Genomic DNA, 23,100 nt, shown 5'->3' with positions numbered 1-23,100 from the left:
CTGAAAGCTCAGGCGAGCAGTTCGCGCACGGTCGGCGCCACCTTCGTGCCGTAGAGCTCGATGCAGCGCATCATCTTCTCGTGCCCCAGCGGCCCGGCGCTGTATTTCAGGTCGAAGCGAGCAGCCCCGAGCGCCTTGGCCGTCGCGGCGATCTTGCGCGCCACCGTGTCCGGCGAGCCGACATAGAGCGAGCCGTTCCGCACCTCGTGATCGAAGGAAGCGCGGGCGAGCGCCGGCCAGCCGCGCTGCGCGCCGATGCGGTCGTGCATCTTCTTGTAGTCCGGCCAGAACTCCGCCTGCGCCTGCTCGTCGGTCTCCGCGACATAGCCCGGCGAATGCACGCCGACCGGCTGCACCGGCGTGCCCATCTGCGCGAAGGCGCGCTTGTAGAGATCGACATAGGGAACGAAGCGCTGCGGATCGCCGCCGATGATCGCCAGCATCATGGGTAGATTATAACGCGCCGCGCGGACGACGGATTCCGGGCTGCCGCCGACGCCGATCCAGGTCTTCAGCCGACCGTTTTCAACCGGCGGATAGACGAGCTGGCTGGAAAGCGGCGGCCGCGTCGAGCCCTGCCAGTTCACCGGCTCCTGCGGCAAGAGCGCTGCAAAGAGGTCGAGCTTTTCCTCGAACAGCACGCTGTAGTCAGCAAGGTCGAAACCGAAAAGCGGGAAGGATTCGGTGAAGGAGCCACGACCGAGGATCACTTCGGCGCGTCCGTTGGACACCGCGTCTAGCGTCGCGAAACGCTGGAAGACGCGGATCGGGTCGTCGGAGCTCAGCACCGTGACGGCGGAGCCCAGCCGGATGCGGCTGGTCCTCGCGGCGATTGCGCCCAGCAGCACCTCGGGCGCGGAGACCGCGAAATCCTCGCGATGATGTTCGCCCACGCCGATGAAGTCGATGCCGACCTGATCAGCGAGGACCGCCTCTTCCACGAGGTTTCGGATCACCTGCGCGTGCGGCAGCGCATTTCCGGCCGCGTCGTTCGTGACGTCGCCGAATGTATCGAGTCCGAGTTCCAGATCCTGTGCCATGCCGTCCTGTCCACCATCGGCTCACGGGCCGACGGGGAGCAGATAAACCCGGACCATGCGGACCGAAAGGGCAGCGATCCCGGACAGTCCGGCAACGGATCGTGCCCTTGCGCCCGCGGGCAAGGGGATCGGCACTCGCCTTCCCGCCCGATGCAACGTCGCTCGGCCCACCGGGTTTAAGCCGAAACCGGAGAACTCCCCATGCTCGGCCTTTTCCAGGACAAGCCCGACCTGATCGTCCACAGCCGGGATCCGCTGAACGCCGAGCCGCCGCTGGCTCGCCTGCGCAGCCGTTTCCTGACGGACACCGCCGACTTCTACATCCGCACGCATGGGAACATGCCCGAGCCGGACGCGGAAAAGCATCGGGTGACGGTGAAGGGCGATGTAGCCCGCGAGCGCACATGGACGCTGCGCGACCTGCAGGGCCGGTTCGAGACGCGGACGGTCACGGCGGTGATGCAATGCGCGGGCAATCGCCGCGCCGACCTGCAGGAAGTCCGCGCCACCACGGGCGATCCCTGGGCGCCGGGCGCGATCGGCAACGCCGAATGGATCGGCGCGTCTTTGGCCGACGTCCTGCGCGAAGCCGACGTGCGGGAACGGCCGGGCCTGCATGTCGCCTTCGAAGCGCTCGATATCGCCCGGAACGAGGGAGCGAAGGACGCGCCCTACGGGGCCTCCATCCCGCTGGAGAAGGCGATGTCCGGCGAGGTGATCCTCGCCTGGGGGATGAACGGCTCGTCGCTTCGCCGCGAGCATGGCGCGCCGCTTCGCATCGTCGTACCCGGTTATGCCGGGGTGCGCAGCGTGAAGTGGGTCTCGGCGATCCGGGTGCAGCCGAAACCGTCCAACGCCTTCCAGCAGCGGCACGACTACCTGCTCTTTCCGCCGGACATGAGCCCGGAGACGCAGGACCCGGCGCGCGGCACCGCCATCTACGAGATGCCGCTCAACTCCGCGATCTGCGAACCCGGGCCGGAAACCACGCTGCCGGCCGGCAGCACCACCGTGCGCGGCTACGCGATCGCCACCGGGCGACCGATCGTCCGCGTCGACGTCTCCGTCAATGGCGGACGCGACTGGCAGCAGGCGACGCTTGAAGAGAAGGGCGACCAGCCCTGGAGCTGGACCTTCTGGCACATCGCCGTGGATCTCTGGAAGGGCGAACACGAACTGGTCGTCCGCGCCTGGGATGCCGCCGGGCAGACGCAGCCTTCCCGTCCCGACGATGTCTGGAACTTCAAGGGCTATCTCAGCGCCGCGTGGCACCGCATTCGCGTCCGCGTCGACTAGGAACCGGCGGAGCCCCGCCGGCCCGGCCGCATCATCCTGCCGCCGCGCAGCGATTGCCTCTTTGCGCGGAACCCGGGCGAGGCTCTGCGGTTAATGGACGCCGTGGCGCGCGTTTGTTGACAGCCGGAGCCCCCCTCTGGCTAGGTCCCGCTACCCTGGATGATCCAAGACGTACCCCAGAATGCCGGAAAACAAGCTTTCGAACCTGTCCAGCCGCGCCCATGAACGGCATCTGGAAGCGATCCTGCAAAGCGCGGTCGACTATGCCGTCCTGACGCTGGACATCGAGGGGCGGATCACCAGCTGGAATCGCGGAGCGACGCGGCTCCTCGGTTGGGAGCCGGAGGAGATCCTCGGCCAGAGCGCGGAAGTGATCTTCACGCCGGAGGAGCGCACCAGGGGCGTTCCCGCCACCGAGATGGAGCAGGCGCGCACCCGGGGCCGCGCCTCCGACGAACGCTGGCACCAGCGCAAGGACGGCAGCGTTTTCTGGGCGAATGGGGAGATGATGCCCCTAATCGACCCGGAAACGCAGGCGTTCGAAGGCTATCTCAAGATCCTTCGGGACCGGACGGAGCAGGAGATGCTCCGCCAGGAAAACGTCCGCGCCCAGGACGCGCTCCGTCGCAGCGAGGAGAAGCTGAAGCTTGCCCTCGATGCGGTCGAAGTGATCGGTCTCTGGAACTGGGATATCCGGGCCAACCGCGTGATCACCGACGAGCGCTTCGCGCTCTCCTTCTCCGTCGATCCCCGGCAGGCGAAGGAAGGCGTGCCGATCGACGACTTCATGGCGAGCATCCACCCCGAGGACCGGCCGGGGGTGAGCGAAGCGATCCGCAGGGCCATCGAGGACCGGACCGAGCTTTCCGCGGAGTATCGGCTCTGCGCTCCCGGCCGGGCGGAGCGCTGGCTGTTGGCGCGCGGACGCTGCCAGTACGATCCGGCCGGAAATCCCGTCCAGTTTCCCGGGGCGGCCATCGACATCACCGACCGGAAGATCACGGAACAGGCTCTGGCGCAAAGCGAGAGCTTCAACCGCACGGTTCTGGAAAGCATCAGCGATGCTTTCTATGCCGTCGGTACCGACTGGCGCTTCACCTACATCAATGCCCGCGCCGAAAAGCTTTTGGGTCGGCGGCGCGAGGACCTTCTGGGCAAGGTCTACTGGGACGAATTCCCGCAGGCCGTGGGCAGCCTGCCCTATCAGGCGCATCTCGAGGCGGCGCGGAATCGCAAGGTCGTCCGATGCGAGGCCCGTTCCATGCTCAGCGGCAGCTGGATCGATCTCAGCATCTTTCCCTCCGCCACCGGCCTCTCCGTCTATTTCCGCGACATCACCGACCGGAAGCGGGCGGAAGCTCGCCTGTCGGAGGTCGCGACCAACCTGTCGCTCGCCATCGAGGCGACGGAACTCGGCATGTGGGAGATCGACCTCTCCACCGGCGAGATCGTCTGGTCCGACCGGACCCGCCTGATTCTGGGAACGCCTGCCGACAGCCGCATCACGGCCGAAACCGTCTATGAGACGCTGCATCCGGAAGACGTGCCGGCGACCCGCGCCGCCTTCGCGCGGATGCTGAACCCGGAACTCCGTGAGGACTTGAACATCGAATTCCGGATCCTCGACCGCGAGGGCGGTCCCCAGCGCTGGGTGGTGGCGCGCGCCCGCGCCTTCGTCGATGGGGAGACCGGGTCTGAGATAGGCCGGGTGATCGGCACCGTGCTCGACATCACGGAGAAAAAGCGCTCCGAGGAGCATCTCCGCCTGCTGGTCAACGAGCTCAACCACCGGGTCAAGAACTCGCTCGCCATGGTGCAGGCCGTCGCGGCGCAGACGCTGCGCAGCACCGATTCCCTAGCGGAGGCGCGCGACAGCTTCACCGCCCGCCTGATCAGCCTCGCCAAGGCGCACGATCTCCTGACCAGCGAGAACTGGGAGGGGACGGATCTCCGGGAGGTTGTATCCCGGACGATGGAATCCCATATCGGCGGCGACGAGGAGCGGTTCCGAATCTCGGGTCCGTCGGTCCGGCTGACGCCGAAGACTGCCCTGTCGCTTTCCATGGCGTTCCATGAACTGGCCACCAACGCAGTGAAATACGGCGCGCTCTCAAACGATTTCGGCCGGATCGAGATCGCATGGTCCGTTGCGGTCACCGAGCAGGCGAGGCATCTGCATCTCACATGGCGTGAAAGCGGCGGCCCCACCGTCCTGCCGCCGACGCGCCGCGGCTTCGGCTCCCGCCTGATCGAACGGGGGCTGGCGGCCGAACTCGGGGGCACCGTCACCATAGAATACCACCCGGAGGGGCTGGCCTGCACCGTCGATGCGCCGCTCCCCAGCGAAGACAGAGGACAAAATCATCAACACGCCTAGTCAACCCAAGCGGGTTCTCGTCGTCGAGGACGACATGCTCGTCGCCATGCTGATCGAGGAGATGCTGATCGACCTCGGCTATGTCGTGGTCGGCATGGCCATGCGGCTGGAGCAGGGTCTCGCCGCCGCGCGCGTCGTCGATGCCGATGTCGCGATCCTCGATGTCAATCTCGACGGCAAGGAATCCTTCCCGATCGCCGAAGTGCTGAAGAGCCGGAACCTGCCCTTCTTCTTCGCCACGGGCTACGGCTCCAAGGGCCTGAACCCGGCCTTCGAGGGCACGCTGACGCTCAACAAACCCTTCCAAACCGACGAACTTAAGGCGGCTTTCGAGGCCGTTTGTCCCTGATCAGCACCGCATGGTGCCGCCAGGACCGAGTTCGCCGGAAACCGCCGGACTGCTGAAGGCACAGCCCGGCGACAATGGAGAGTTCAGGCGGATTTCCGCTCCGCGGCCGCGTTGATCCGCGCTTCTGCAAGCTGCGTAAGCTTCTCGTCCGTGGCCTTTTCCTCCGCCAGCGTCTCGCTCAGCACGGAAGCGCAGTCGTCCCGGCCCAGTTCGCGCACCCAGGCGACTAGTGTGCCGTATTGCGCGATCTCATAATGCTCGACCATCTGCGCGCCGAAGGCCAGGGCCGCATCCAGCACCTGCTTGTCGTCGATATTGCCGGCGGTGGAATTGGCAGCCTTGATGATGCCGTCGATGGCCGGGCAAGTCGCCTCCTCGGCCTCCACCCCATGCATCTGGAAGACCTGCTCCAGTCGGCGGCGATGCCCCTCGGTTTCCCTGAGGTGCTTCTCGAACCCGTTTCGCAGATCCGGGCTGGTGGCCAGCTCGATCATCTTCGGCAGGGTCTCGGTGATCTGCCGCTCGGCATAGTAGACCGTCTGGAGACCATGAACGAAGAGATCGTTCAGCGTCTTTATGTCCTTGGTGAACAGGCCCATGGGGCTTTCTCCTCTTTTCCGGATTGCAAGATCCATTGCGGCAGCGACCGCATGATTACGGAATCAACGGACTCGGAGAGCTCCCGTTCCTCGGGAAGGGTGGTCCGCAGGCGCTTATCGCCCGTTGCAGATGATGGTCGGTGATGGCGCGCGCCGCGCCGGTGAAGCCCCGATGAGCGGCCGTGCAGGTCAGCCGGACGCAGCCGTTGCCCAGCGGCCGAAGCGCCGCCCCGGTGTGGGAAAATACATGCGATCAGCGCGCCGGGGACGAACGCCGCGAGCACCTGCGGTCAGCGGACCGACACCAGCCGTCAAGCCCGCCCCGGCGGGACATGCACTCCCCACCGGGCAGCCTTTCCCGGCCCTGTGTGCTGCCGGTGTTCCTCACTCCGCCAGCGCGCGCATGACCTTGATCAGGGCGGACTTGCCATCGAAACCGATACCCGGAAGCTCCGGCATGGTGATGTGACCGTCCTCCACCCGAACGCCATCGGGGAAGCCGCCATAGGGCTGGAAGAGATCGGGATAGCTCTCGTTGCCGCCAAGGCCCAGGCCGGCCGCGATGTTGAGCGACATCTGGTGGCCGCCATGCGGAATGCAGCGGCTGGGCGACCACCCCGCCACCTGGAGCACCTTCAGGGTGCGCTCGTACTCGCAGAGGCCATAGGAAAGGGCGCAGTCGAACTGCAGCCAGTCGCGATCCGGCCGCATGCCGCCATATCGAAGCAGGTTGCGCGCGTCCTGATGGCTGAAAAGGTTCTCACCGGTCGCCATCGCCCCGGGATAGAACTCCGCCAGTGCCGCCTGCAGCGCGTAATCCAGCGGGTCGCCAGCTTCCTCGTACCAGAACAGGGGATAGTCCCGCAGCATCCTGGCGTAGGCGATGGCATCCTCGAGGTTAAGCCGGCCATTGGCGTCCACGGCCAGTTGCGCCTTGCCGTCCAGCTCCTTCAGGACGCCCTCAATGCGCGGGCGATCCTCGGCGAGGCCGTTGCCGATCTTCATCTTCACGACGTTGTAGCCGCGATCGAGATAGCCGCGCATTTCCGCGCGCAGCTGCTCCACGCCCTTGCCCGGATGGTAATAGCCACCGGCCGCATAGACGAACACGCGCGGATCGGCCTCGCGGCCATGACGCTCGGCCAGGAGCCGGAACAGCGGCTTGCCGGCGATCTTGGCCACCGCGTCCCAGACCGCCATGTCGATGGTGCCGACCGCGACGGAACGTTCGCCGTGACCGCCCGGTTTCTCGTTCTTCATCAGGGTCGCCCAGATGCGATCCGGGTCGAGATTGTCGCCCTGGTCGTTGAGAAGCGTCTTCGGGTCGGCTTCCATCAGGCGCGGTGCGAAGCGCTCGCGGATCAGGCCGCCCTGGCCGTAGCGCCCGTTGGAATTGAAGCCGTAGCCCACGACGGGGCGACCGTCCCGCACCACGTCGGTGACCACCGCGACCAGCGAAAGCGTCATCTTGGAAAAATCGATATAGGCGTTCGCGATGGCCGAAGCGATCGGGGCCGTGACTTCCCGGATGTCCACAATGCGCATTCCGCTCCCTCCATCAGATCTCATCGCGCCGGACTAAAGCCCGCTTCCAGACGGCACATCCGTGTGCTGGAGGACAGGGTGGGCGCCGCATTCCACCCGGCGGTGACGGAAGCGCTCTCTGCCCCCCCCAAAGGGATGGGAGGCGGCGCGGGCCGTAGAGGCGAACGGCACGCGCGTCATAGCCCGCTTCCGGAAGGCGAGTTGGCGCTCTATCCCGCTTTAGCAAGGACTCCGACTCCGCGGTGTGGTCGCCACCACGCGCTGCGCCCGGTTGCGAAGTCGCGCTGGAAGCGGCCTTCGCCTCACGGCTCTCGGCGGCACTCCGCACGACGCCTCTCGGCTGCGAGGACATTGTGGCCGCCGATCGCCGGGCCTGAGATGGGTGAAGGCAATGGCGAGGCTCAGCGCCGCGCCTGAGAGCTCCCAAGTCCGGGGCCGGTGAGATCGATGATGAGTTCCTCCGGCAGGTCGACCTTCACCGTGTCGGCGGCCGTGCCGGTGCTCCACATCAGCATCGCCATGTCGGCGGGCCCGTCCAGCACGGTCATGGGCGCGTGCCACATATCGCGATGGTAGCAGATGCCCTCGCCCGGCCCGGCAAGGCGTGCGACCGCCCGCTCGACGTCGGGACTACCGTCGGCCAACGCCGGCGCCGCGATCACCAGCCAGCGCCCGACCTTCAGCGGCAGGAAGCTCTGGCTGCTGTGCGGATGCCGCTCCATCTTGCCGATGCGGATAAAGCCTGCCGCATCCACCGACGCTTCCGGGTGACGAAAGACCGACAGCACGGACCGGCCCGGCGCGTCGTCCTTTTCGGAAGCCACGGGGAAGAAGGCTCGCTCGCCTTCCTGCCCCCGGATCGGAGTGGCGAAGGGCGCGAGTTCCTCGTCATCGCCAAGGGCGGATGGGAGCAGTGTCCAGGGCATCAGTAAGCGGCCTCGTAGATTGCAAGAATGTCGGCTTCGCTGAGATCGCGAGGATTGAAGTCTAGCAGGCGACGGATCGCATGCGCCTCCCGCGCCATGGCCGGCAGGTCGTCTTGTGGCACGCCGTGCGCGGACAGCGCCATGTCGAGGCCCAGCGCTTCGCAAAAGGCGAAGCCGCCGTTGAAGGTCGCGTTGTCGCTCGATGCGTCGAAGCCCAGTGCGCGGCCGACGAGTCGCGTCTTCTGCGGAACGGCGGAGGCGTTCGCCGCCAGCACATGCGGAAAGATCATGGCGTTGGCGATGCCGTGGGCGATCTCGTGGCGGGAGCCGAGCGGGTAGGAAATCGCGTGTCCCGCCGTCGTGTTGACTGGCCCCAGGCAGACGCCGCCGTAAAGCGCGGCGAGACTGAGCCCCGCGCGCGCTTCCATGTCGCTGCCGTCCTGCACCGCGCGGGGCAGGAACCTGCCCACCAGTTCGATCCCCTGCAGGGCATAGGCGTCGATGATCGGATGGGAGCGCCGACTGGTGAAGGCCTCCACGCAATGCGCCATGGCATCGATTCCGGTCGCCGCCGTCACCGATGAGGGCACGCTGGCCGTCAGCTCCGGATCGACGATGGCGAGATCGGCCAGCATGTGCGGGCTTTCGGTCGCGATCTTGTTATGCGTCTCGGGATCGGTCACCAGAGCCCGGGTTCCCACTTCGCTGCCGGTGCCGGCGGTGGTCGGGACCTGCACCAGCCGGACGCGGCGCGCCGGCGCGCGGTTCGGCCCGGATATGTCCTTCAGCCCCTTGCCGGACCCGACCATCACCGCCACCAGCTTGGCGAGATCCATGGCGCTGCCGCCGCCGAAGCCGATCACCGCATCGGGATCCGCCGCTTCCGCCGCCGCGACGGCCTTCTGGAGGTTCGGCAGATCGGGTTCCGGCTTGACCTCCCCGAAAAGCCGCGGCTCGCCCAGACCGAGCGCACTCAGGCGGGAGGCATTGAAGGCATCGGCGACGATGAAAGGGCGGGAGCAGCCTGCCGCGGCGAGCCAGTCCGCCAGGGTGCCCACCTGCCCCGTGCCGAAGCGCACGCAGGGCGGGCGAAGCATTTCCAGCGGATGATCGAGACGGGTCATGCCATTCCTCCCTTTCGGCCGGCATTTGTCAGCTTCGCCGCCCGGACCGAAAGCGGCGGCCTTTCGTTCGGCCTTGTTCAAGCGATAGTGAGCGGAAGCACAACTTGTCAACTGATGATAACCCGTGCTGATCGGCAGTTTTCGTCGGAGTTGCGACGCTCGGGAACGGGAAGATGGCGGAGTTCCGCAGATTTCCGTTTATTCCGAAAAGTGCCCCCGGCCAGACATAGGCCGAGTAGCCGTACGCGTGTTGACATCCAGACCAATTTGCCGATGATCGGCACCGAAGCCGCCGGAGATGCGGTCACCGAAGCAGAGGGAGCGCCGACATCGCATGAGCACGCATGAGACCTTCGTGGCGCTTGTTACCTGCTTCAACGCGGACGAGAGCATCAATTTCGAGGCGACGCGGCGGCAGGTACGGCGGCAGGTTCAGGCCGGCAACAACATCCTGTGCGCCGGAACCAACGGCGATTTCACCGCGCTCACCTTCGAGGAAAAGGTCCGCCTGACGGAAGAAGTCGTCGACGAGGTGAACGGACGGGCGCGGGTGATCGTGAATGCCGGCATGCCGGCCACCCACGAAACGGTGCTGCTCGCCCGCGAGTTCGACCGCATCGGCGTCGACGGCATCGCGGTGATCACCCCCTATTTCATCGCCTGCACGCAGGAAGGGCTGGTCCGGCACTTCGCCACCGTCGCCGACGCGGTTGCCACGCCGGTCTATCTCTACGACATTCCCGCCCGCACCCAGAACCACATCGAGCCGGAAACGGCCGCCACCCTCGCCCGGCACGGCAACATTGCCGGCATCAAGGATAGCGGCGGCGCGCAGGAAACGCTGGAGGCGTATCTCCAGGTGTCGCGGGACGCCGAAAAGGATTTCGCCGTCTATTCCGGGCCGGATTCGCTGGTGCTCTGGTCCATGCAGAACGGCGCCAAGGGCTGCATTTCCGGCCTCGGCAACGTGATGCCCGACGTGCTTGCCGGCATTTGCCGCGCCGTGAACGAGGGCGACATCCCCGAGGCCGAGCGCCTGCAGGAGCGCTTCACGGCGCTTCGGGTCGATCTCTACGCCCTTGGCTACCCGCCGGCACTGGTGAAGCGCGCGCTCTGCCTGATGGATCCGAGCGTCGGCGCCAGCCGCCAGCCGGCCTTGCTGCCGAACGACCAGCAGGACGCCGTTATCCGCGAGATACTCCGAAAGCACGACCTCCTCCAAAACGCCGGGGTTCCTGCGTGACGATCGTCGCGACGACATCGCCGGGCTTCGGCCTGCATGGTCGCGTTCCCGCCCGACTTCGCGAAACCGGATGGGAGTTCATCCGCTGCGCCGACAAGGCGCTGCCGGATGGAGGTCTGTCCGAGCACCTCGGACGGATCGACTACCTCGTCGCGGGTCTCGTCCCGGTTACGGAGGAGACGCTGGCCGCAGCGCCGAAGCTGAAGGCCGTGCTGAAGCATGGTGTCGGCATCGACAATATCGACGTTCCCGCCTGCACCGCGCGCGGCATCCCCGTCCTCAACACGCCGGGCGCCAATGCCAACGCCGTGGCGGAACTGGCGCTCGGCCTGATGCTCGGCTGGGCGCGCAACATTCCCGGAGGGCACAAGAGCGTCGTCGCCGGCGGCTGGGACCGGCAGGTCGGGTCGGAGATCGAGGGCAAGACGCTCGGCATCGTCGGCCTCGGCAATATCGGCCGCATTCTCGCACGCAAGGCCTCCGCCCTCGGCCTTTCGGTCATCGCGTCAGACCTCTACCCGGACCTCGCTTTCGTCCGGGAACACGGCGTCGAACTCGCTGAACTGGACGACCTGCTCCGGCACTCCGATTTCGTCTCGCTCCACATTTTCGGCGGCAAATCGAATGCCGCGCTGATCGATGCCGCGAAGCTCGCGCTGATGAAGCCGTCGGCCTGCCTCCTCAACCTCGCGCGCGGCGAGATCGTGGACCTCGATGCGTTGGCCGACGCGCTGGATGCCGGACGCTTGGGCGGCGCGGCTATCGACGCCTTCGAGCAGGAACCACCGAACACCTCGCATCGGGTCTTCCGGCACCCGAAGGTCGTCTTCACCCCGCATTCAGGCGGCGACACGCTGGAAGCGGTGGAGCGGATCGGGCTGATGAACATCGCCGACATCGAGGAACTGATCGCCGGCGGCCGGCCCACGCGCGTCCTCAATCCGGAAATCTTCCAGACGGAATCGGTTGAACACGCATGACGGATTTCAGGTATGAGCCCGCCGCGCTGGAACGGGCGGCGGAGGAGCTTTTCGCGGCCGCCGGACTGGAGGCCGACAAGGCGCGCGCGGTCGCCCGCTATCTCGTCGAAGCCGACCTGATGGGCCACACGACGCATGGCCTGGCGCTGGCGGCGTGGTACCTCGACAGCATCGCTGACGGCGTGATGACCACGACCGGCGAGCCGGAGGTGGTGGCCGACCGGGGCGCGGTAATCACCTGGCGCGGGCGGCGCCTGCCCGGGGCCTATCTGACGTCCGAAGCGGTGAAGCTCGCCTGCGACCGCGCCGCCACGCATGGGGCTGCAACGGTCGTCATTGGCGACAGCCACCATGTCGGCTGTCTCGCCGCCTACCTGCCGATCGCCACCGATCGCGGGATGATGGTGACGGTCGCGAGTTCCAGCCCGTCCGGCGCGCAGGTCGCTCCCTTCGGCGGAACGAAGGGCCTCTACACGCCCGATCCGGTCGCCCATGGAATTCCCACGCCGGGCGAGCCGATCCTGATCGACATCTCCGCCTCCATTACCACGGTGAACATGAGCCAGCGGCTGATCCGCGAAGGTCAGGAGTTCCCGCACGACTGGCTGATGGACAAGGATGGCAAACCCACCCGCGACCCCAGGGCGATCCAGGAGGGCGGCACGCTGCTGCCGACCGGCGGCTACGACCACGGCCAGAAGGGCTACGGCATGGCGCTCCATGCCGAGGCGGTGACGCAGGGGCTCGCCGGCTACGGTCGCGCCGATGCACCCAAGGGAACCAACGCCGCCGTGACCGTGCAGGTCTACGATCCCGAAGCCTTCGGCGGTCGCGACGCCTTTCTGCGGCAGACCGGCTGGCTGGCGGATGCCTGTCGCGCCAACCCACCGCGCCCCGGCATCGAGCGCGTCCGGCTGCCAGGCGAGGCGGCGCTGCGGCGCAAGCGCGAGGCGCTGTCCGACGGCGTGACGTTGCATCCCGGCATCGTGGATGGGCTGAAGCCGCATGCCGACCGGCTGGGTGTTACCCTGCCGTCGCCGCTCTGAGCGACGGCGGGGACCCGCCACGATCAGGAAGACAGGTCGATCAGGCCTCCACCGAACAGGCGGTCGCGGGAATTGACGATGTGCTGGCGCATGAGCTGTCGCGCCGTCTCCGGCTCCCTGTTCCGGATCGCCTCGAAGATCGCCCCGTGCTCCTCGAAGACTTCACGCAGCCCCTTCGGCCCATCCGACATCAGCGACTGGCCGTGCATCTTCATGCCGACATGGATGTGCTCGCGAAGCGCGCGCATCGACGCCTCGTAATACTGGTTGTTCGCCGCCCGCGTGATCGCGAGATGAAAGGCGTAATCGGCGTCCTCGCGATGCGTCATGGAGCCCGTCGCGGTGTTCAGGAGGTCGAGCGCCTCTTCCATCTCTTTTAGCCGGGCCTCGTTACGTCGCTGCGCCGCCAGAAAGGCGGCGTCGGTTTCGATGGTCAGCCGGAATTCGTAGCAGCGCTGGATATCGGCGATGGTCTCGACCCGCGCGAAGCCGAGCGCCTGGGCCTGCGCCGCCCGGACATAGCTGCCGGCCCCCTGCCGGGAATAGATCAGCCCCTCGTTGCGCAGGCGCTCCAGGGCTGCCCGCAGCACCGGGCGCGACACGTTGAACTCGCGCGATAGCTGGGTTTCCGGCGGCAGCTTCTGGTTCGGCGTGTAATTGCCGTTGGTGATGCGGCCGTAGAGGAGGTGATAGGTCCGATCGGCGAGCGATTTCCTCGGCCTCTCAGGCTTCTCCCGGTCTAGATCTTCCGTCGTCATTGGACTTCCATGGCTCCAGTCGGATCGAGGCGCTCCTTTGCGGCCCTGTCGATCAAGCTGACAAGTTGCGAAAACACGTCCGGCGTTCCGAACCCACCCGATTTCGTCACGAATGCGACCTCCCGGCCGCCCACCCGGCCGGTGGAGACCGGAACGCCCGGCAGGATTTCGCCCGATATCGTGAGCGTGGCGACGCCGAGTTCGCCAAGGAGGGCATCCGCCGTTTCGCCGCCGCAGGCAAGCAGCGTCGCGGGTGGGTTCCGGCGAAGCGCATCGGCGAGGCTGACTGCGAAGACAGAGGCCGCCTCGCCCGCAGTCACGGCGACAGGGCCCGGCACCATCCGCACCAGCAGCACGCCGCCGGCTTCCCGGCTCACGTCTGCCCCAAGCGGCGGAACGCGACCGTTGGGGGCCGGAATCTCGCGCACTCCCCGTTCCCGTCGCAGCTCCGCCACCTGTTCCAGCGTGACCGGATCGCGCGAGCCGATCGCCAGCACCACCGGAGCGGACAAAAGCGCAGGAGCTTCCGGCGCGGTGCCCGATAGCCGGTGCGCAAGCGCAATCGCAAGGCCGCGCGCGCCGACCAGCAGCGTGGAGGGCGGGGCCGCGGCCAGCGCCGCCTCGTGATCCGCATCGCACATCGCATCGGGGATCTCGCAGGCGAGCCCGCACGAACCCATGATTGCGGGAATGGAAATCGGCGCGTCTATCCCGTGACCGGAAACCGCCTTCTCCCGTACGATCCGCCCGAGATCGGGAATGGCGGGCGCGATCAGCAGGGTTTCGCGGCCGGTGGCGCGGGCCAGCGCCTCGCTTTCCGCCGCGACGTGACCCTTGAGACGGGAATCGACCTTCTTGAAGATGACCGGCGGCAGGGAGCCTTCCAGGGCCGACACCACGGACCGGACGGCCTCGATGGCAGCTTCCCGGCTCCCCTCCCGCGTGGCCGTGCTGACGGCGAGGACGTCCGGGGCCGCCCACAACGCCTCTCGCAGGCCGGACGGGCGGCGGGCGACAACGGTGCGCAGGCCGCGCTCTGCGAAGGCGACGGCGGAGTCCAGCGCGCCCGTCAGATCGTCCGCGACCAGCAAGGCCCTGATCATGTGGATAGCCCCCGCCGCACGAAGCCGGTCAATCTGTCATCTTCCTTCCCCACGTTTCTTTCCGCTCCTCAAAGGCGCGATTTCCCTGATCTTTCACGGCCACCGAAGGGCTGCCCGATCGTCTCGGAAGAGATTGTATTTGACAACTTTCCAAGATCATAGTCAAAACCGCACCAAAACATGAGGAGGAACCCGTGAGCGCTCCAAACCGGGACCATGCCCCCATCGCCATCACCATGGGCGATCCGTCCGGCGTCGGCGCCGAGGTGACTGTGAAGGCGCTGGCCCGCTGCTCTGCCGCCTCGCGTTCCGGCTTTGTGGTGGTCGGCGACCGCAACACTCTCGAACGCGCCGCTGAAGCGACCTCGATCGACCTCGGGTTCCACGATCTCGGCACACTTTCCAGAGAAGGTAGCGTCGCCCTCGTCCATGTGCCGGTGGAGGGCCTGCCGGACCGCTTCGGCGTCCTCAGCCCGCGCTGCGGCGAGGCGTGCTTCCAATATATCAGGACCGCCGTGGAGATGGCCCAGTCGGGCGCCGCCGCAGGGATCGTCACCGCGCCGATCAACAAGGAGGCGCTGAACTCCGCCGGCCATCATTATGACGGCCATACCGGCATGCTGGCGGCGCTTACCGGCGCGAAATCCTCCTTCATGCTGCTGGCTTCCGAGCGGCTGAAGGTGATCCACGTTTCCACCCATATATCGCTGAAGGGCGCGATCGATCGCGCCCGGCCCGAACGGATCCTCGCCACGATCAGGGCCGGCAACGACCATCTGAAGCGCATCGGCTATGAAAAGCCCCGCATCGCGGTCGCCGGCATCAATCCGCATTGCGGCGAAAGCGGCCTGTTCGGCACGGAAGACGACGACTACGTGCGGCCGGGCGTGGAAACGGCAAAGGCAGAGGGCATCGACGTGGTCGGGCCGATTTCCGCCGACACGGTCTATCACCGCGCCTTCCAGGGCGGCTTCGATCTCGTCGTGGCGCAGTATCACGACCAGGGGCACATTCCGATCAAGCTGGTTGCCTTCGATACGGCGGTGAACGTCTCGCTGGGCCTGCCGATCGACCGCACCTCGGTGGATCACGGCACCGCCTTCGACATCGCGGGCACTGGCAAGGCCAATCACGTCAACATGCTGTCCGCGCTCGATTACGCATCGCGGCTGGCTGGGCGTCGCCTGGAACTGGAGGAAGCCCAATGATTTCCCGCACCTTCGCCCGCCGGCTCCGCGCCCGCGAGTCTCTCGTCGGCTATTGGTCCCAGCTGCCGGTCCCGGCGGTGCAGGAGCGGGTGGCGCGCCACGGCTACGACTATGTCTGCTTCGACGCACAGCACGGCTTTCTCGACTATCGCGCGCTGCTGGACGGGCTGATCGCCGTGGATGCCGGCGCCGCCCTCTCCAAATCGGGGTGCGCGGGGCTGGTGCGGGTGATCGCCAACAATGTCGGCGTGATCGGCCAGGCACTCGATGCCGGCGCGGAAGGGGTGATCGTGCCGCTGGTGGATACGCCGGAGCAGGCGCGGGCCGCCGTGGAAGCCTGCCGCTTTCCGCCCAAGGGCGTGCGCTCCTATGGCCCGATGCGCGCAAGCCTGCGTTCCGGCCCGGTCACCGCCGACATGAACGACGAGGTCGCCTGTGTCGTGATGATCGAAACCCGCGAGGGGCTCGCCAATCTGGAAGCCATCGCCGCCGTCGAAGGCGTCGATGGGCTTTATGTCGGCCCCGCCGACCTGATGCTCTCGCTGGGCGGTCGCACGGCCAATGACGAAGCGCTTGCGGATGAATTCGAGGCGACGCTCGCCCGCATCGCCGAGGTGGCGGAGCGGGCCGGCATCGCTGCCGGCATCCATACCAATGAGGGCACCGTCGCCGCGCGGCGGCTGGCGCAAGGCTACACCTTCGCCTCGATCTCCTCCGACCTGAACCATCTGGATAAGGCCGCCGCCGGCCATCTCCGCGACGCGCGCGCCTGACCCGACACCGACCTCAGCGGCAGGAGCGGCTCAACCGGCCCAGCCCGGCGCCAGGCGGACATACTTGATCGCCCGGCGGTGAAAGGTGAAGGCCATGTGCAACGCCCCATCCGGGCCTTCCACCATCGACGGATAGGAGAGCTCACGGTTGCGGCCATCCAGCGAGTTGTTGGAAAGGCACGTGCCCGGCCCGTCCTCGACGATCCGCCTGAGCGGGAAAGTCAGGCCGCCATCCTCGGACAGGCAGAGCGCCAGCGGCGCGCGCGGCACGCCCCAGATCGCCTCGCCGCCCCTATCTGGCCCGGTGTCTGGCCCCGTATCCGACCGAGTGTCCGGCCGAGTGTTCTCCTCGTCGAGCTCGTCATAGAGCGACTGCCGCCGGTCCGGCGTATCGGCGGCGGAGACCGGATTGCAGAGCAGAGCCACGCGCCCATCCGCCAGCGCAATAGCGGCGAGGGAGGAATTGTTGTTCGGCACATCCGTGGGTGCTGGTATCGACCAGCTGCGCCCACCGTCGCCGCTCTCGGTGCGGAACACGGAATCGGCCTTACGCCGGCGGAAGAAGGCCGCGAGCCAGCCGTCACCGAGCGGAACGATCGTCATGTGGACGCAGCCCAGCGAGCCCGGCACCTGCGCGAGCGACCATGTTTCGCCCGCATCCGCCGAAACGGCAACGCCCGCCGTGTCGTGTCTGCCGGTCCAGCGCCAGCCCGGCCGGGCGTTGCAGAAGAAAACCGGCAGCATCCATGCGCCATCGTCGCGCAACCGCAGCGGCGCGCGCACGAATGTCCCGCGCGGCAGGCCGAGGTCGTGCGAAGGGCCGGAAACCAGCCCTTCCCCGGCCTGTGACAAGGGCCGCTGCCGCAGCAGACACTCGTCCTGGTTTCCTGCGGGCTGGGCCGTATGAAACAGCGTGATCGCCCCCGCTGGACTGACCGATATGACCGGGTTCTGCTCGGAACGCGCCGGATCGTCCGTCAGCTGCGTCGGCTTCGACCATTGCGTGCCGTCTGCCGAGAGGACCGAGGCGAAGATCGAAATATCGGATTTCCCCTCCAGCGTGCCGCCGAACCATGCGCAGGCGAGCGCCCCGTCAGAGACCCCGGCCGGCAGGAACGCCAGGAATGCCGCGTGGTTCTGGATCATCGGCGAGGGCAGGAAGGCAGCGGATCGCCCTTCCCCGTCAGGGGCTACCCGACCCGTCATGGCCGCGGCGATCTCTTCCGGATTCATCGACACTCTTCCGCCCCGCATCACCCGGCGCAGCATCGACGGTCAATTCGATTTGGCAAGTTCACGACTCGATTGCCGCAGGCCTATTTCGGAGGATTTCCCTTTATCTGCAATAAGTTGTGATAACAAATATTGATGTGATTCCCTCTATATCCGACCATCATTTGACACCTGTTGACAAGATCCCGGGGCTGGGACAAGCTCGGATCAAAGGTCGCCCCTCGGGAGCGGCTTGCCGGTCGCAATGTCCGGTGCAGAACAGCAGGCCCGCCGACCGCCGGGCCCTGCGCATCCGCAATGCCGGCTCGGCTCCTGCCAGGCCGGCATCAAGAACGACGGTCGAAACGGGAGGTGCCTTTGAAACAGGCGAAACAACTGGCCGGGATTGCGTTCGTGTCGATGCTGGCCTGGTCCGGCGCGGCGATGGCGCAGGGCAAGAGCGACGTGACCATCGTGCTGGGAGAACAGACCGATCTCCTCGAGCCCTGCATGGCGACACGGTCGAATATCGGCCGGGTCATCCTGCAAAACATCTCGGAGACGCTCACCGAGATCGACGTGCGCAACAACAGCACGCTGAAGCCCCGGCTTGCGACGAGCTGGGAGCAGGTCGATCCCACGACATGGCGCTTCCACCTGCGCCAGAACGTGACCTTCTCCGATGGCTCGACCTTCGACGCGGAGGACGTGAAGCACTCCATCGAGCGCAGCATGAGCTCGAAGATCACGTGCGAAACGTCCCGCTACTTCGGCGACACCAAGATCACCCCCTCGGTGGTCGACGACCACACGATCGATATCAAGACCGACCCGGCAGAGCCCGTGCTGCCGCTGCTGATGTCGCTGTTGACGATCGTACCGTCGGAAACGCCGGTCGAGTTCACGCGCAATCCGATCGGAACGGGTCCCTACAAGCTCGCGGAATGGACGCCCGGTCAGCGCATCGTGCTGACGCAGCGAGACGGCTACTGGGGCGACAAGCCCGCCGTGGCGAAGGCGACCTACGTGTTCCGCTCCGATTCCGCCGTCCGCGCGGCCATGGTGAAGACCGGCGAAGCCGATATCGCGCCGGCGATCTCCGCCGAGGACGCGACCGACAAGAGCATCGACTTCTCCTATCCGAACTCGGAAACGCTCTATATCCGGCCGGATGACTCCATGCCGCCGCTCAACGACAAGCGGGTGCGCAAGGCGCTGAACATGGCGATCGACCGCCAGTCCTTTATCGGCTCGCTGCTGCCGGAGGGCACGGAGATCGCCACCACCGTGGTGCCCTCCACGACGGCCGGCGTGCCCAAGGACCTGAAGCCGTTCCCCTACGATCCGGAAGGCGCGAAGAAGCTTCTGGCGGAAGCCAAGGCCGACGGCGTTCCCGTCGATACCAAGCTCGAACTCGTGGGCCGGACCAACCTCTTCCCCAACGTCACGGAAGTGATGGAAGCGACGCTTGGAATGCTGAAGGACGCGGGCTTCAACGTCGATCTCAAGATGCACGAGGTCGCCGAGTTCGAGGGCATCTACTCCAAGCCCTTCCAGAAGGGCCGCGCGCCCCAGCTCGTCGCCGCCCAGCACGACAATGCCCGCGGCGATCCGGTCTTCTCCATGTTCTGGAAATACGCTTCGGACGGTCGCCAGTCGACGCTCTCCGACCCGCATGTGGACGACCTGATCAAGCAGGCGACGGCAGCCACCGGCGACAAGCGCAACCAGCTCTGGTCGGAGCTCTTCACCTACCTCCATGACGACGTGGTGGCCGATGTCCAGCTCTTCCACATGGTGAGCTTCGCCCGGATCTCGCCGAAGCTCGACTACAAGCCCTCGATCGCGCTGAACGGACAGCTCCAGCTCTCCGAGATCAAGTTCAAGTAAAAGCGCGGTGCGGCGGCGCTTCGGCGCTGTCGCCCCGTGATTGCGTTTGAAGGGAGGAACCCGTGCTCAGATTCGTGCGGCAACGCGTTACCGCCAGCCTGATCTCGCTCGTGGGCCTGATCGTCCTGGTGTTCTTTCTGTCCCGGCTGACCGGCGATCCGACCAATCTCTTCCTCCCCATCGATGCCAGCGACCAGATGCGCGAGCAGTTCCGTCAGCTTCACGGCCTGAACGATCCGCTGATCGTGCAGTTCGGCCGTTATGTCTGGGACCTGCTGCACCTCGATTTCGGCGAGTCCATCCGCCAGGCCCGCCCCGCCATCAACGTCGTGCTGCAGGCCTTTGTCTGGACCTTCCAGCTCGCCGTCATCACCATGGTGCTGGTGACGCTGGCGGCGGTGGTCTGCGGCTCGCTCGCCGCCTTCAATGCCGGCGGCCTTTTCGACCGCTTCGTCTCGCTTCTGTCGCTGATCGGCGCGGCGGCGCCCGACTTCTGGGTCGCCATCGTCGCGATCACCCTGCTGGCGGTGAAGCTGTCTTGGCTGCCGACCTCCGGCACCGGGACATTGTGGCACTGGATCATGCCGATCGGCGTGCTCTTCATCCGCCCCTTCGGCCTGATCCTGCAGGTGGTGCGCGGGTCCATGCTCTCCACCCTCGGCTCGGCCTATGTGAAGACCGCGCGGGCCAAGGGCGTCAGGACCAAGTCGATCATCTTCGTCCACACGCTGCGCAATGCGCTGCTGCCGGTCATCACCGTGATCGGCGATCAGGCCGCGTCGCTCCTCAATGGCGCGGTTGTCGTGGAAACGATCTTCGGCTTTCCCGGCGTCGGCAAGCTGATGATCGATTCCATCCTGCAGCGCGACTTCAACGTCATCCTGGCCGCGATCATGGTCACCGCGCTGGCAATCTTCGTCATGAACATCCTGATCGACCTCGGCTATGCCCTGCTCGATCCGCGCATCCGGTATTGACCATGCTGAGCACCGAAATCGTCGGAACTCCCGAAGCGATCGCCGTTCCCCGAGGCACTGCGGCAACCCGCGTCCTCAGGATGCTGTACCGCGACAAGCTCGCGCTCTGCGCCGGGATCTTCCTGCTGATCGTGATTACCTGCGCCCTGTTCGGGCCGTACCTCCTCAACGACATCGCGACCCGACCGAATTTGCGCGCCCGCAACGCGCCGCCCTTCAGCCTGGCGCATGGCTGGCTGGCGGTGCTGGGCGCCGACGCGCTCGGCCGGCCGCTGCTCGCGCGCATCATCGTCGCTTCGCAGAACACCATGGCAGTCGCCTGCGGGGCGGTCGCCTGCTCGGCGCTCGTCGGCGCGGTGCTCGGCCTCGTCGCCGGCTATTCGCGCGGACGCGGCGGCCAGATCATCATGCGGCTGGCCGACATCATCATGTCGTTTCCCTCGCTGCTGCTCGCCGTGATCGTCCTCTACATGCTGGCGCCCTCGGTCGGAAACCTGATCGTGGTGCTCGCGATCACCCGCATCCCCGTCTATCTCCGCACCACTCGCGCCGAGGTCCTGGAGATCCGCGAACGCATGTTCGTGCAGGCGGCGACCGTGATGGGCGCCTCGCGCATGCGGATCGTGCTTCGCCACATCCTGCCGATCGTGATTCCCACCATCGTCACCATCGCCACGCTGGACTTCGCCTTCGTGATGCTGGCGGAAAGCTCGCTTTCCTTTCTCGGCATCGGCATCCAGCCGCCGCAGATCACCTGGGGCCTGATGGTGAGCCAGGGCCGCTCCTACCTGGCGAACGCATGGTGGCTCGCCTTCTGGCCGGGTCTCGCGATCATCCTGACCACGCTTTCCCTCAACCTCCTGTCGAACTGGATGCGGGTCGTACTCGATCCCGTGCAGCGCTGGCGCCTGGAAATGCGGAAAACCGAAGCATGAGCGAACACCTGATCGAAGTCCGCGACCTCGTCGTCCGCTTCCACACGGCGGCCGGGCCGGTGACCGCCGTGGACGGTGTCAGCTGGTATCTGGACCGCGGCGAGACGCTGGCGATCCTCGGCGAAAGCGGCTCCGGCAAGTCCGTTTCGGCCAGCGCGGTGATGGACCTCATCGATATCCCGCCGGGCGAGATCGCGCGCGGCAGCGTGCTGTTCGAGGGACGCGACCTGCTGAAGCTTAGCCGCGAGGAACGCCGCCGCATCCACGGCAAGCGCATCGCGATGATCTTCCAGGATCCGCTGGCGCATCTGAACCCGACCTATTCGGTCGGCTGGCAGATCTCGGAGATGATGACGGCCCACGGGATCTCCCGCGCGGCCGCCGGCCAGCGAGCGCTGGAGCTTCTCCGCCGCGTCGGCATTCCCGATCCGGAAGGCGCGCTCGGCCGCTATCCGCACCAGTTCTCCGGCGGCCAGCGGCAGCGCCTGATGATCGCCATGGCGCTCGCCATGAAGCCCGACATCCTGATCGCCGACGAGCCGACCACGGCGCTGGACGTGACGGTGCAGGCGGAGGTGCTGGCGCTGCTCAAGGAGTTGCAGAAGGAGACCGGCATGGGCCTCCTGCTGATCACCCACGATCTCGGCGTGGTGGCGGAAGTGGCCGACCGGGTGGTCGTGATGAATGCCGGCAAGGTGGTCGAGACCGGCACGGCGCGGGACGTCTACCACAATCCAGCCCACCCCTATACGCGCCGGCTGATCGGCGCCGCGCCCGGCAAGGGCGCCATGCACGAGCCGGTCGCCACCGGCGAGCCGCTGCTCCGCATCGAGAACCTCACCAAATCCTACGGCGCCGTGGAAGCGCTGAAGGGCATCAGCTTCGATCTCCTGCCGGGAGAAACCGTGGCGGTGGTCGGCGAAAGCGGCTCCGGCAAATCCACGCTTGCGCGCACGCTGCTGCGGCTGGAGGATGCCAGCGGGGGCCGGGCGCTCTGGAAGGGCCGCGACCTGCTCGCCATGTCGACCCGGGACATGTTCGCGCTTCGCCGGCAGATCCAGATGGTGTTCCAGGACCCGAGCCAGTCGCTGAACCCGCGCATGTCGGTGTTCCAGCTGATTTCCGAAGCCTGGGCGATCCATCCCGACATCCTGCCCAAGGCGCGCTGGCGGGAGCGCGTGGCGGAATTGCTGACGCAGGTGGGGCTCTCGCCCGACCACGCGCGCCGCTATCCGCACCAGTTCTCGGGGGGGCAGCGGCAACGCATCGCCATCGCCCGCGCCTTGGCGCTGGAGCCGGACCTCATCGTCTGCGACGAGGCGGTTTCCGCGCTCGACGTCTCCATCCAGGCGCAGGTTATCGCCCTCCTCGACCAGCTTCGCCGCGACCTGGGCATCGCCTTCCTCTTCATCGCCCACGATCTGCCGGTGGTGCGCGATTTCGCCGACCACGTCGTCGTCATGCAGGGCGGCCGGCTGGTGGAAAAAGGCACCGTGCGGCAGATCTTCGACACGCCGAAGGAGCCCTATACCCGCGCGCTGCTGGCGGCCGGTCTCGATCCCGATCCGGACGTGCAGGCCAGCCGCCGCAAAACCCGGGCGGCCCCGGCGCTCGCACTGCTCTGAGGTGAGGCGGACCGCCACCGCGCGGCCGCTGCCTGACGCCCTGAAGTCCTGACCCGCGTCCCGAGCGGAAGGAACCACGATTGTCCCAGTCGTT

Annotated in this window: 20 protein-coding genes; 12 read left to right on the top strand and 8 right to left on the bottom strand. The window is 66.6% G+C overall.

The annotated features are described in order from the left end of the window. Positions 1 to 8: 8 nt before the first annotated feature. Entirely contained in the window at positions 9 to 1,040 is a 1,032-nt protein-coding gene (locus tag BMY25_RS11045; protein ID WP_092496696.1) for an LLM class flavin-dependent oxidoreductase, read from the bottom strand. Positions 1,041 to 1,241: 201 nt separating this feature from the next. Between BMY25_RS11045 and BMY25_RS11040 the strand changes: the two genes are divergently transcribed. The 3 genes from BMY25_RS11040 (at position 1,242) to BMY25_RS11030 (ending at position 5,062) form a co-directional block, all read left to right on the top strand. Further along, positions 1,242 to 2,336, top strand: a complete 1,095-nt coding sequence (locus BMY25_RS11040; protein ID WP_092496695.1) for a molybdopterin-dependent oxidoreductase — start codon at positions 1,242 to 1,244, stop codon at positions 2,334 to 2,336. A 181-nt stretch (positions 2,337 to 2,517) separates the two neighbouring features. After that, the gene (locus tag BMY25_RS11035) at positions 2,518 to 4,713 is read left to right on the top strand and encodes a PAS domain-containing sensor histidine kinase (RefSeq protein WP_092496694.1); all 2,196 of its coding nucleotides are present in this window, start codon (positions 2,518 to 2,520) and stop codon (positions 4,711 to 4,713) included. Next, positions 4,664 to 5,062 carry a response regulator gene (locus BMY25_RS11030; protein ID WP_092496693.1) on the top strand — a complete coding sequence of 133 codons (399 nt, stop codon included), beginning with the start codon at positions 4,664 to 4,666 and terminating at the stop codon, positions 5,060 to 5,062. The genes BMY25_RS11035 and BMY25_RS11030 overlap by 50 nt, the downstream gene beginning before the upstream one ends. A gap of 83 nt (positions 5,063 to 5,145) precedes the next feature. Here the strand turns inward: BMY25_RS11030 and BMY25_RS11025 are convergent, their stop codons facing one another. The 4 genes from BMY25_RS11025 to BMY25_RS11010 form a co-directional block, all read right to left on the bottom strand. Next, a complete protein-coding gene (locus tag BMY25_RS11025) occupies positions 5,146 to 5,661 on the bottom strand; it encodes a YciE/YciF ferroxidase family protein (protein ID WP_092496692.1) in 516 nt (171 codons plus the stop codon). A gap of 384 nt (positions 5,662 to 6,045) precedes the next feature. Next, positions 6,046 to 7,206 carry a mandelate racemase/muconate lactonizing enzyme family protein gene (locus BMY25_RS11020; RefSeq protein WP_092496691.1) on the bottom strand — a complete coding sequence of 387 codons (1,161 nt, stop codon included), beginning with the start codon at positions 7,204 to 7,206 and terminating at the stop codon, positions 6,046 to 6,048. A gap of 401 nt (positions 7,207 to 7,607) precedes the next feature. Beyond that, the gene (locus BMY25_RS11015; protein ID WP_092496690.1) at positions 7,608 to 8,132 is read right to left on the bottom strand and encodes an ureidoglycolate lyase; all 525 of its coding nucleotides are present in this window, start codon (positions 8,130 to 8,132) and stop codon (positions 7,608 to 7,610) included. Further along, entirely contained in the window at positions 8,132 to 9,256 is a 1,125-nt protein-coding gene (locus tag BMY25_RS11010) for an iron-containing alcohol dehydrogenase (RefSeq protein WP_092496776.1), read from the bottom strand. Before BMY25_RS11010 ends, BMY25_RS11015 begins: the two co-directional genes overlap by 1 nt. Before the next feature lie 334 nt (positions 9,257 to 9,590). Here BMY25_RS11010 and dapA point away from each other — a divergent pair, with 334 nt between their 5' ends. The 3 genes from dapA to BMY25_RS10995 are packed head-to-tail and all read left to right on the top strand — an operon-like array spanning position 9,591 to position 12,525. After that, on the top strand, positions 9,591 to 10,499 hold the full coding sequence (gene dapA / locus BMY25_RS11005) for a 4-hydroxy-tetrahydrodipicolinate synthase (RefSeq protein ID WP_092496689.1): 909 nt from the start codon (positions 9,591 to 9,593) through the stop codon (positions 10,497 to 10,499). Further along, entirely contained in the window at positions 10,496 to 11,479 is a 984-nt protein-coding gene (locus BMY25_RS11000; RefSeq protein ID WP_092496688.1) for a phosphoglycerate dehydrogenase, read from the top strand. The genes dapA and BMY25_RS11000 overlap by 4 nt, the downstream gene beginning before the upstream one ends. Next, on the top strand, positions 11,476 to 12,525 hold the full coding sequence (locus BMY25_RS10995; RefSeq protein WP_092496687.1) for an Ldh family oxidoreductase: 1,050 nt from the start codon (positions 11,476 to 11,478) through the stop codon (positions 12,523 to 12,525). The genes BMY25_RS11000 and BMY25_RS10995 overlap by 4 nt, the downstream gene beginning before the upstream one ends. Before the next feature lie 23 nt (positions 12,526 to 12,548). Here the strand turns inward: BMY25_RS10995 and BMY25_RS10990 are convergent, their stop codons facing one another. Both BMY25_RS10990 and BMY25_RS10985 read right to left on the bottom strand, forming a co-directional pair. Further along, positions 12,549 to 13,283: a FadR/GntR family transcriptional regulator gene (locus BMY25_RS10990; protein ID WP_092496686.1), complete on the bottom strand. Its 735-nt coding sequence runs from the start codon at positions 13,281 to 13,283 to the stop codon at positions 12,549 to 12,551. Continuing rightward, on the bottom strand, positions 13,280 to 14,386 hold the full coding sequence (locus tag BMY25_RS10985; RefSeq protein ID WP_092496685.1) for a four-carbon acid sugar kinase family protein: 1,107 nt from the start codon (positions 14,384 to 14,386) through the stop codon (positions 13,280 to 13,282). Before BMY25_RS10985 ends, BMY25_RS10990 begins: the two co-directional genes overlap by 4 nt. A gap of 236 nt (positions 14,387 to 14,622) precedes the next feature. Here BMY25_RS10985 and pdxA point away from each other — a divergent pair, with 236 nt between their 5' ends. After that, positions 14,623 to 15,594, top strand: a complete 972-nt coding sequence (gene pdxA, locus BMY25_RS10980; protein ID WP_092496684.1) for a 4-hydroxythreonine-4-phosphate dehydrogenase PdxA — start codon at positions 14,623 to 14,625, stop codon at positions 15,592 to 15,594. Next, on the top strand, positions 15,591 to 16,367 hold the full coding sequence (locus BMY25_RS10975) for an HpcH/HpaI aldolase family protein (RefSeq protein WP_092496683.1): 777 nt from the start codon (positions 15,591 to 15,593) through the stop codon (positions 16,365 to 16,367). The genes pdxA and BMY25_RS10975 overlap by 4 nt, the downstream gene beginning before the upstream one ends. 30 nt (positions 16,368 to 16,397) lie before the next feature. Here BMY25_RS10975 and BMY25_RS10970 read toward each other — a convergent pair whose 3' ends face one another. Continuing rightward, positions 16,398 to 17,600, bottom strand: a complete 1,203-nt coding sequence (locus tag BMY25_RS10970) for a sialidase family protein (protein ID WP_092496682.1) — start codon at positions 17,598 to 17,600, stop codon at positions 16,398 to 16,400. Between the two features lie 399 nt (positions 17,601 to 17,999). On the opposite strand from BMY25_RS10970, the gene BMY25_RS10965 reads away from it, so the two are divergent. The 4 genes from BMY25_RS10965 to BMY25_RS10950 all read left to right on the top strand — a co-directional run bounded on the left by BMY25_RS10965 (position 18,000) and on the right by BMY25_RS10950 (position 23,006). Next, complete coding sequence (locus BMY25_RS10965; RefSeq protein ID WP_092496681.1) at positions 18,000 to 19,469, top strand: ABC transporter substrate-binding protein; 1,470 nt, start codon at positions 18,000 to 18,002, stop codon at positions 19,467 to 19,469. Positions 19,470 to 19,531: 62 nt separating this feature from the next. Continuing rightward, positions 19,532 to 20,446: an ABC transporter permease gene (locus tag BMY25_RS10960; RefSeq protein WP_092496680.1), complete on the top strand. Its 915-nt coding sequence runs from the start codon at positions 19,532 to 19,534 to the stop codon at positions 20,444 to 20,446. After that, entirely contained in the window at positions 20,443 to 21,381 is a 939-nt protein-coding gene (locus tag BMY25_RS10955; protein WP_428976956.1) for an ABC transporter permease, read from the top strand. Before BMY25_RS10960 ends, BMY25_RS10955 begins: the two co-directional genes overlap by 4 nt. Then, a complete protein-coding gene (locus BMY25_RS10950) occupies positions 21,378 to 23,006 on the top strand; it encodes an ABC transporter ATP-binding protein (protein ID WP_092496678.1) in 1,629 nt (542 codons plus the stop codon). Before BMY25_RS10955 ends, BMY25_RS10950 begins: the two co-directional genes overlap by 4 nt. Positions 23,007 to 23,100: the final 94 nt, after the last annotated feature.

Origin of the sequence: Faunimonas pinastri (assembly GCF_900110915.1) — a bacterium.
GTDB lineage: Bacteria > Pseudomonadota > Alphaproteobacteria > Rhizobiales > Afifellaceae > Faunimonas > Faunimonas pinastri.
Note: the sequence above shows the minus strand (reverse complement) of the source record. Positions and strands in the feature narration are given on the sequence as shown.

Bases quoted from the DNA above. Each gene is read 5' to 3' on its own strand.
- BMY25_RS11045 (WP_092496696.1), bottom strand. From the start codon at position 1,040: ATGGCACAGGATCTGGAACTCGGACTCGATACATTCGGCGACGTCACG.
- BMY25_RS10975 (WP_092496683.1), top strand. From the start codon at position 15,591: ATGATTTCCCGCACCTTCGCCCGCCGGCTCCGCGCCCGCGAGTCTCTC.
- BMY25_RS10950 (WP_092496678.1), top strand. From the start codon at position 21,378: ATGAGCGAACACCTGATCGAAGTCCGCGACCTCGTCGTCCGCTTCCAC.
- BMY25_RS11030 (WP_092496693.1), top strand. From the start codon at position 4,664: ATGCGCCGCTCCCCAGCGAAGACAGAGGACAAAATCATCAACACGCCT.
- BMY25_RS10965 (WP_092496681.1), top strand. From the start codon at position 18,000: ATGCTGGCCTGGTCCGGCGCGGCGATGGCGCAGGGCAAGAGCGACGTG.
- BMY25_RS11025 (WP_092496692.1), bottom strand. From the start codon at position 5,661: ATGGGCCTGTTCACCAAGGACATAAAGACGCTGAACGATCTCTTCGTT.
- dapA (WP_092496689.1), top strand. From the start codon at position 9,591: ATGAGCACGCATGAGACCTTCGTGGCGCTTGTTACCTGCTTCAACGCG.
- BMY25_RS10990 (WP_092496686.1), bottom strand. From the start codon at position 13,283: ATGACGACGGAAGATCTAGACCGGGAGAAGCCTGAGAGGCCGAGGAAA.
- BMY25_RS11015 (WP_092496690.1), bottom strand. From the start codon at position 8,132: ATGCCCTGGACACTGCTCCCATCCGCCCTTGGCGATGACGAGGAACTC.
- BMY25_RS10995 (WP_092496687.1), top strand. From the start codon at position 11,476: ATGACGGATTTCAGGTATGAGCCCGCCGCGCTGGAACGGGCGGCGGAG.
- pdxA (WP_092496684.1), top strand. From the start codon at position 14,623: ATGGGCGATCCGTCCGGCGTCGGCGCCGAGGTGACTGTGAAGGCGCTG.
- BMY25_RS10985 (WP_092496685.1), bottom strand. From the start codon at position 14,386: ATGATCAGGGCCTTGCTGGTCGCGGACGATCTGACGGGCGCGCTGGAC.
- BMY25_RS10970 (WP_092496682.1), bottom strand. From the start codon at position 17,600: ATGAATCCGGAAGAGATCGCCGCGGCCATGACGGGTCGGGTAGCCCCT.
- BMY25_RS11020 (WP_092496691.1), bottom strand. From the start codon at position 7,206: ATGCGCATTGTGGACATCCGGGAAGTCACGGCCCCGATCGCTTCGGCC.
- BMY25_RS11035 (WP_092496694.1), top strand. From the start codon at position 2,518: ATGCCGGAAAACAAGCTTTCGAACCTGTCCAGCCGCGCCCATGAACGG.
- BMY25_RS11010 (WP_092496776.1), bottom strand. From the start codon at position 9,256: ATGACCCGTCTCGATCATCCGCTGGAAATGCTTCGCCCGCCCTGCGTG.
- BMY25_RS11040 (WP_092496695.1), top strand. From the start codon at position 1,242: ATGCTCGGCCTTTTCCAGGACAAGCCCGACCTGATCGTCCACAGCCGG.